5 protein-coding genes are annotated in these 6406 nt (G+C 56.8%); 2 read left to right on the plus strand and 3 right to left on the minus strand.

Annotated features, from left to right (window positions below; genetic code table 11):
• Nucleotides 1–9 precede the first annotated feature (9 nt).
• Nucleotides 10–1017 carry a cytochrome d ubiquinol oxidase subunit II gene (gene cydB / locus ACJY2L_RS17775; protein ID WP_067433590.1) on the minus strand — a complete coding sequence of 336 codons (1008 nt, stop codon included), beginning with the start codon at nucleotides 1015–1017 and terminating at the stop codon, nucleotides 10–12.
• A gap of 4 nt (nucleotides 1018–1021) precedes the next feature.
• Nucleotides 1022–2446 (minus strand): cytochrome ubiquinol oxidase subunit I, encoded by a 1425-nt coding sequence (locus ACJY2L_RS17780; protein WP_067433592.1) that lies wholly within the window; start codon nucleotides 2444–2446, stop codon nucleotides 1022–1024.
• 718 nt (nucleotides 2447–3164) lie between these two features.
• Between ACJY2L_RS17780 and ACJY2L_RS17785 the strand changes: the two genes are divergently transcribed.
• Nucleotides 3165–3953, plus strand: coding sequence for a siderophore-interacting protein (locus ACJY2L_RS17785; RefSeq protein WP_439213791.1), 789 nt, complete (start codon nucleotides 3165–3167; stop codon nucleotides 3951–3953).
• Nucleotides 3953–4462 carry a PadR family transcriptional regulator gene (locus ACJY2L_RS17790; RefSeq protein ID WP_439213790.1) on the plus strand — a complete coding sequence of 170 codons (510 nt, stop codon included), beginning with the start codon at nucleotides 3953–3955 and terminating at the stop codon, nucleotides 4460–4462. The genes ACJY2L_RS17785 and ACJY2L_RS17790 overlap by 1 nt, the downstream gene beginning before the upstream one ends.
• Nucleotide 4463: 1 nt before the next feature.
• Here the strand turns inward: ACJY2L_RS17790 and ACJY2L_RS17795 are convergent, their stop codons facing one another.
• Nucleotides 4464–6074 carry an inorganic phosphate transporter gene (locus tag ACJY2L_RS17795; RefSeq protein ID WP_439213789.1) on the minus strand — a complete coding sequence of 537 codons (1611 nt, stop codon included), beginning with the start codon at nucleotides 6072–6074 and terminating at the stop codon, nucleotides 4464–4466.
• Between the last annotated feature and the right edge of the window lie 332 nt (nucleotides 6075–6406).

Consider the following 6406-nt stretch of genomic DNA (forward strand, 5'->3'; position numbering starts at 1 on the left):
CCTGAATCATCAATGGTAGCCTTCATCCGGCGTGATTTTGCCGCGGAACACGTAGTAGCTCCAGAAGGTGTAGCACAGGATCACCGGGATAATCAGCAATCCACCCACCAGCATAAAGCCCTGGCTTTGCGGCGGTGATGCGGCATCCCAAATGGAGATCGACGGTGGAATAATGTTTGGCCAGATGCTGATGCCGAGGCCGGTAAAGCCAAGGAAAATCAGCGCCAGCGTCAGCAGAAACGGCGTGTAGTGCGCATGGCGCTTCACCGCTTTCAGCAGGCCCCAGGCGCACAGCACTACCAGCACCGGCACCGGCAGGAACCAGAACAGGTTCGGCAGCGTGAACCAGCGATGGGCGATGCTGGCGTGTGACAGCGGCGTCCAGATGCTGATCACCGCGATCGCCGCCAACAGGGCAAGCAGCAGCGGCGGCACCAGCTTTGACATCTTCTGATGCAGCGCGTTGTCGGTCTTCATAATCAACCAGGTGGCGCCCAGCAGCGCATAGGCCAGCACCAGGCCAACGCCGCAGAACAGCGGGAACGGCGCCAGCCAGTCCAGCGCAGAACCAGCAAAGGTACGATTCACCACCGGGAAACCGTTCAGGATCGCGCCAACGGCCACGCCCTGGCTAAAGGTGGCGACCACCGATCCAAAGATAAAGGATTTATCCCAGAAGGCGCGGTGACTGACGGTAGCCTTGAAACGGAACTCAAACGCCACGCCGCGGAAAATCAGGCCAAACAGCATCACGGTTAACGGAATCGCCAGCGCATCAGCAATCACCGCATAGGCCAGCGGAAAGGCGCCATACAGCGCCGCGCCACCCAGCACCAGCCAGGTTTCGTTGCCGTCCCAGACCGGCGCCACGGTGTTAACCATCATGTCGCGCTCAACCGCATCCTTGTTAAATGGAAACAGGATGCCGATACCCAGGTCGAAGCCATCCATGACGATATACATCAGGGTGGAGAAGACGATGATGGTGAACCAGATAATAGAGAGATCGATACCCATCGAATTATTTCACCTCTTCTGCTGAGTCATGACCTTCCTGCACCGCAGAGAGCGGACGGGCTGGCGTACGTTTCTGGCCCGGGCCGCCTTCTGGCGTATGACCGCCCTCGCCCGGCTTCGGCCCTTTCTTGATCAGGTGCGTCATGTAGCTGTAACCAACGCCAAACACCGACATATAAACCACGATAAAGGCGATCAGGCTGATGCTCATGTGCAGATCGCCATGGGCAGAGACCGCATCTTTGGTGCGCAGCAGGCCATACACCACCCACGGCTGACGGCCAATTTCAGTGGTAAACCAACCGGCCAGAATAGCGATTAAACCGCTTGGCCCCATGAACAGGCAGAACCACAGGAACGGACGCGAGCTGTAGAGGCGTTTTTTCACGCGCAGCCACAGGCTGACCACGCCCATCAGCACCATCAGCATGCCCAGCCCGGCCATCACGCGGAAAGACCAGAACACGATGGTGGAGTTAGGACGATCCTCTTTCGGGAAGGTCTTCAGCGCTGGCACCTGCTCGGTCAGGCTGTGCGTCAGGATCAGGCTGCCAAGGTAAGGAATTTCCAACGCATATTTGGTTTTTTCCTGCTCCATATCGGGCAGGCCAAACAGGATTAACGGCGTCGGTTCACCCGGCGGGTTTTCCCAGTGCCCTTCAATCGCCGCGATTTTCGCCGGCTGATGGTGCAGCGTATTCAGCCCGTGCATGTCGCCCAGCATTGCCTGAATCGGCGAGACGATCAGCGCCATCCACAGCGCCATAGAGAACATTTTGCGAATAGCCGGGGTATCATTTTTACGCAGCAGATGCCACGCCGCCGAGGCGCCAACAAAAAAGGCGCTGGCCAGAAACGCCGCGGTAGCCATGTGCATCAGGCGGAACGGGAACGACGGGTTGAAGACAATCTTCATCCAGTCCACCGGTACCACCAGGCCATTCTGAATCTCATAGCCCTGCGGCGTCTGCATCCAGCTGTTGGAGGCGAGGATCCAGAAGGTGGAGATAATAGTGCCCAGCGCAACCATACAGGTGGCGAAGAAATGCAGGCCAGGACCCACGCGGTTCCAGCCGAACAGCATGACGCCGAGGAAGCCCGCCTCAAGGAAGAAGGCGGTCAGCACTTCATAGGTCAGCAACGGGCCGGTGACGCTACCGGCGAACTGCGAAAAGCCGCTCCAGTTGGTGCCGAACTGATAGGCCATCACCAGACCAGAAACCACGCCCATGCCAAAGTTCACCGCGAACACCTTCGACCAGAAGTGGTAAAGATCGCGATAATCATCGTTACGGGTTTTCAGCCACAGCCCTTCCAGCACCGCCAGAAAACTGGCCAGGCCGATGGTGATAGCGGGAAAAATAATGTGGAAGGAGACCGTAAACGCGAATTGTATCCTTGCCAGATGAAACGCATCTAATCCGAACATTGCTTACCTCTATGCGACATAACACACCTTGTTAATTACTTGTATTTAACAAATCGATTTCATTTGTTACTTTTTTATTATTCTGAATTCAATAACGAATAAAAAGAGAGCGGAAAATAAGGTAAAATGAACCGGAGGCAACTATATCAATTTATTTTGACGCTGATCATTGTTTTTTATTGAAACTATTATGATAAAAAACAAGGCGCCAGGTTAAATATCGACACGCAATGTAAATGCAATGTAAATGACAAGCCGAGTTGTTAAAAAGCAGCAACTTATGCATTAAACACAGCGTAAAACTGGGTCGTAATGGCTTTTTTTAACGCCTGATGGCGTTTATTTCCGGCAATCCAGGCTGATAAAAAAGATTATTTTTTGCCTGAAGCAAATGAATTTATTACTACTTTTAGCAATATTAATTTCGCAGTCGACTTTTAGGCAAAAAAACGGCATGAGCAATTTTATTTAACGCTTACGGCGCCTTATTTCGCCCCTTTCACCTACCTATTTTTTTAATTTTTTCCGTCCGACGGCAGTACGTTTTTACTACGGGCAAAAAGTGCGATGGCGGCACAGCTCAGAGTATGTTGCTGTTGCCAGGCGGACGATTTGTGCCATCGCGCTTGTTTCTAAAATATATCTTAGATAGGGTATGAGGCAACGTAAGCGGCTGCCAAGGAAGCCGCCCTTTCCCTCTTCCAGACAGGACTATGCCATGAGTATTGAATCCACTCCGCTGCACTATGCCGTGCCACAACGCGTAAAAAACGAGCTGGTCTTTCGGCAGATGACCGTCCAGCAAAAAACGCGGGTTGCCGACGCTTTTTACCGCGTCGTCTTTCACGGTGAACAGCTAAAAGGCTTTCATTCACCGAGCTTCGACGATCACAGCAAGCTTTTTTTCCCCGATGCCAACGGCGAACTGCATCTGCCGACGCTCACCGACGAAGGCATCAGCTGGCCGCAGGGCGTGCGTCCCGCAGCACGCGATTACACGCCGCTGGCGTTTGACGGCGAAGGCAGCCTGACCATCGACTTCTTCCTGCATGACGGCGGCGTCGCCAGCGAATGGGCCAAACGTGCTCAGCCGGGCGATGCGCTGGCGGTTGGTGGCCCGCGCGGCTCGACGATCATTCCCACCGACTATCCGTTCCAGGTTTACAGCGCTGACGAAACCGGCTTACCGGCGCTGAAACGCCGCCTGGCGGAACTGCGGCCGCTGCTGGCGGAAAAAGAGATTCACGTGCTGGCGCAGGTAGATGAGGCGGTCGGCCGCGCCTATCTTGACGAGCAGCCGGGCATTCATTTTCAATGGCTCGACTCCGCCGAGGCGCTCACTGCTGCGCTGCACGCACTGACGCTGCCGGGCGAAGGTTACTTCTTCTGGCTGACCGGCGAAGGTGCGCAGACCAAAGCACTGGCCGATTCTTTGGTGCAGCAGCGGCAGATTGACGACCGCTGGATCCGCGCCGTGGCGTACTGGCATCAGAAAGCGGAGGCGTAATGCGGGAGGAGAAAAGCGCCCAGTCGCGCGCGGGCAGGCAGAAACGGCGCGAACGGCTGCTCGATGCTGCCGATGCACGGCTGCTGATGCTGCATATCCTCGCACAGCGCAGCGCGCACGGTTATGAACTGATCAAAACGATTGAGGAGATGGCCGGCGGCGAATATGCCCCCAGCCCGAGCCTGATCTATCCCAATCTGACGTTACTGGAAGAGATGGGACAGATTGCTCCGGCGCCTGACGGCGGCGACAAAAAAGCCTGGCAGCTCACCACAGCAGGTCATGATGCGCTGGCAGAGCAGCAGGAGAAGCTGACGGTGGTGACCGCGCGACTGGAAACGCTGGCGGTGCTGGTGGCTAACCGTGATATTCCGGCCATCAGCGAGGCGATTCATCTGATGAAAAGCACGCTGCATCAGCGCCTGGCGCAGGCGGATCTGTCGCCCGCCACGCTGGCGAAAATTGTCAGCGCGCTGGAAAAGGCAGCAAAGGAAATTGCCGCCAGCTGACTCAAAAGTGTTTAAACAGCCAGTACAGCAGCGCGGAGAGCAGGATGGAGACCGGCAGGGTCAGAATCCATGCCATCGCCAGATTGCGCAGCGTGCTGAGCTGCAAGCCGGAGCGGTTAGCCGCCATCGATCCCGCCACGCCCGAAGAGAGCACGTGCGTGGTGGAGACCGGTAAGCCAAAAGCATCCGCCGCGCCGATGGTGAACATCGTCACCACTTCGGCGCTGGCGCCCTGCGCATAGCTCAAATGCGTTTTGCCAATCTTCTCGCCCACCGTAACGACAATGCGTCGCCAGCCCACCATGGTGCCGAGGCCCAGCGCAATGGCTACCACCACTTTGACCCAGAACGGAATAAAGCGCGTGGCGTTATCCAGCTCCGCCTTCAGCGCGGTGAGGTTATCGTTAATCTGCAGCGTTACCGCCACTTTTTCGCTTTTAACATGCTTGATGGTTTCCGACGCAAGATACATGTTGTTGCGCGTGTTGCTGACCCGCTCCGCCGGAATGCGGTTTACGTCGCCATACTGACGGATATCATCGGAGATAGTGGCCGACAGCTGCGCCAGCGCCGGCATTACCGCCGGTTTCAGTTCGCCGGTACGCACATATTCGGTTAACACCGCGCGCGGCGATTCTACGCTAGCCGGTTGCGGATACTGACGGTGCAGCTGCTGGGCGGTAACTGATGCCAGCGCCGCTACACGGGGGATCTGCTCCGGCGGTATCGAGCGGTTCAGCGCATAGGCGATCGGCATGGTGCCCACGAGGATCAGCATGATCAAACCCATGCCTTTCTGGCCATCATTCGATCCATGCGCAAACGACACGCCGGTGCAGGTCAGAATCAGCAGGCCGCGGATCCAGATCGGCGGCGGCTTTGGCCCTTCCGGCGCACGATAGAGCTGACGATTTTTCACAAAACGTTTCATCACCAGCAGCAGCGCGGCGGCGCTGACAAAGCCGATCACCGGCGACAGCAGCAGCGCATAGCCGACCTTCAGCGCCTGATCCCAGTCGACGCCGCTGGATCCGTCGCGGCCGTTAAGCAGCGCATTCGCCACGCCGACGCCAATAATCGATCCGATCAGCGTATGCGACGATGATGACGGCAGGCCAAAATACCAGGTGCCGAGATTCCAGATAATGGCCGAGAACAGCAGCGCATAAATCATCGCGAAACCGCCGCCGCTGCCCGCCTGCAGAATCAGCTCAACCGGCAGCAGCGAGATAATGCCAAACGCCACCGCGCCGCTGGAAAGCAGCACGCCGAGAAAGTTGAAGAAGCCTGACCAGATCACCGCGGTGGTCGGCGGCAACGAGTGGGTATAAATCACCGTGGCAACGGCGTTGGCGGTGTCGTGAAAACCGTTCACAAATTCAAAGCCCAGCGCAATCAGCAGCGCCAGGCCGAGCAGCAGAAACGGCACGTAGCTGGTGAAGTGCGCCCCGCTCTCTTCGACGTCGTTAAACAGATTCACCCCGGCAAAGGCGATGCCGAGCACCAGCAATAAAATAAAGAAGGTAATGGTGGTACGACTGTTCTTACCGTAAATATTGGGGCGGCCGTGTTGGGCCAGCGGAGGCGTGGAGAGTGTGCTGTTTTGGCTCATGTTTCACCTGTTATTATCGTTGCTAAACGCACCGGCACAGTGTCGGGCTACGCAGGCTGTGATACCGCCGTTTCATGACAGTTGAATGAAGGAGGAGGCGGGTGCGTTGCCCGGAAGCGGGCGGGCTTTGCCTTGCAGGCGGCTTTAAGGTCAAGGTCTTTAAGGTCAACGTCTATTTCGTTCTGCCCTTCGGGCCGCCCGAGCAGGGGCGGCAGTCGCCCCGCCCCTGCACCCCGGCTATCCGGCAAACACAACCGCCCGCCAAAGGCGGGTACCTTCGTCGGTTCACATTTCTTCACGGACCGCTCGCGATTCGCTCCTGCTCAGCGCTC

The organism is Duffyella sp. Ts4 (assembly GCF_051851875.1).
Taxonomy (GTDB): Bacteria; Pseudomonadota; Gammaproteobacteria; order Enterobacterales; family Enterobacteriaceae; genus Duffyella; species Duffyella gerundensis.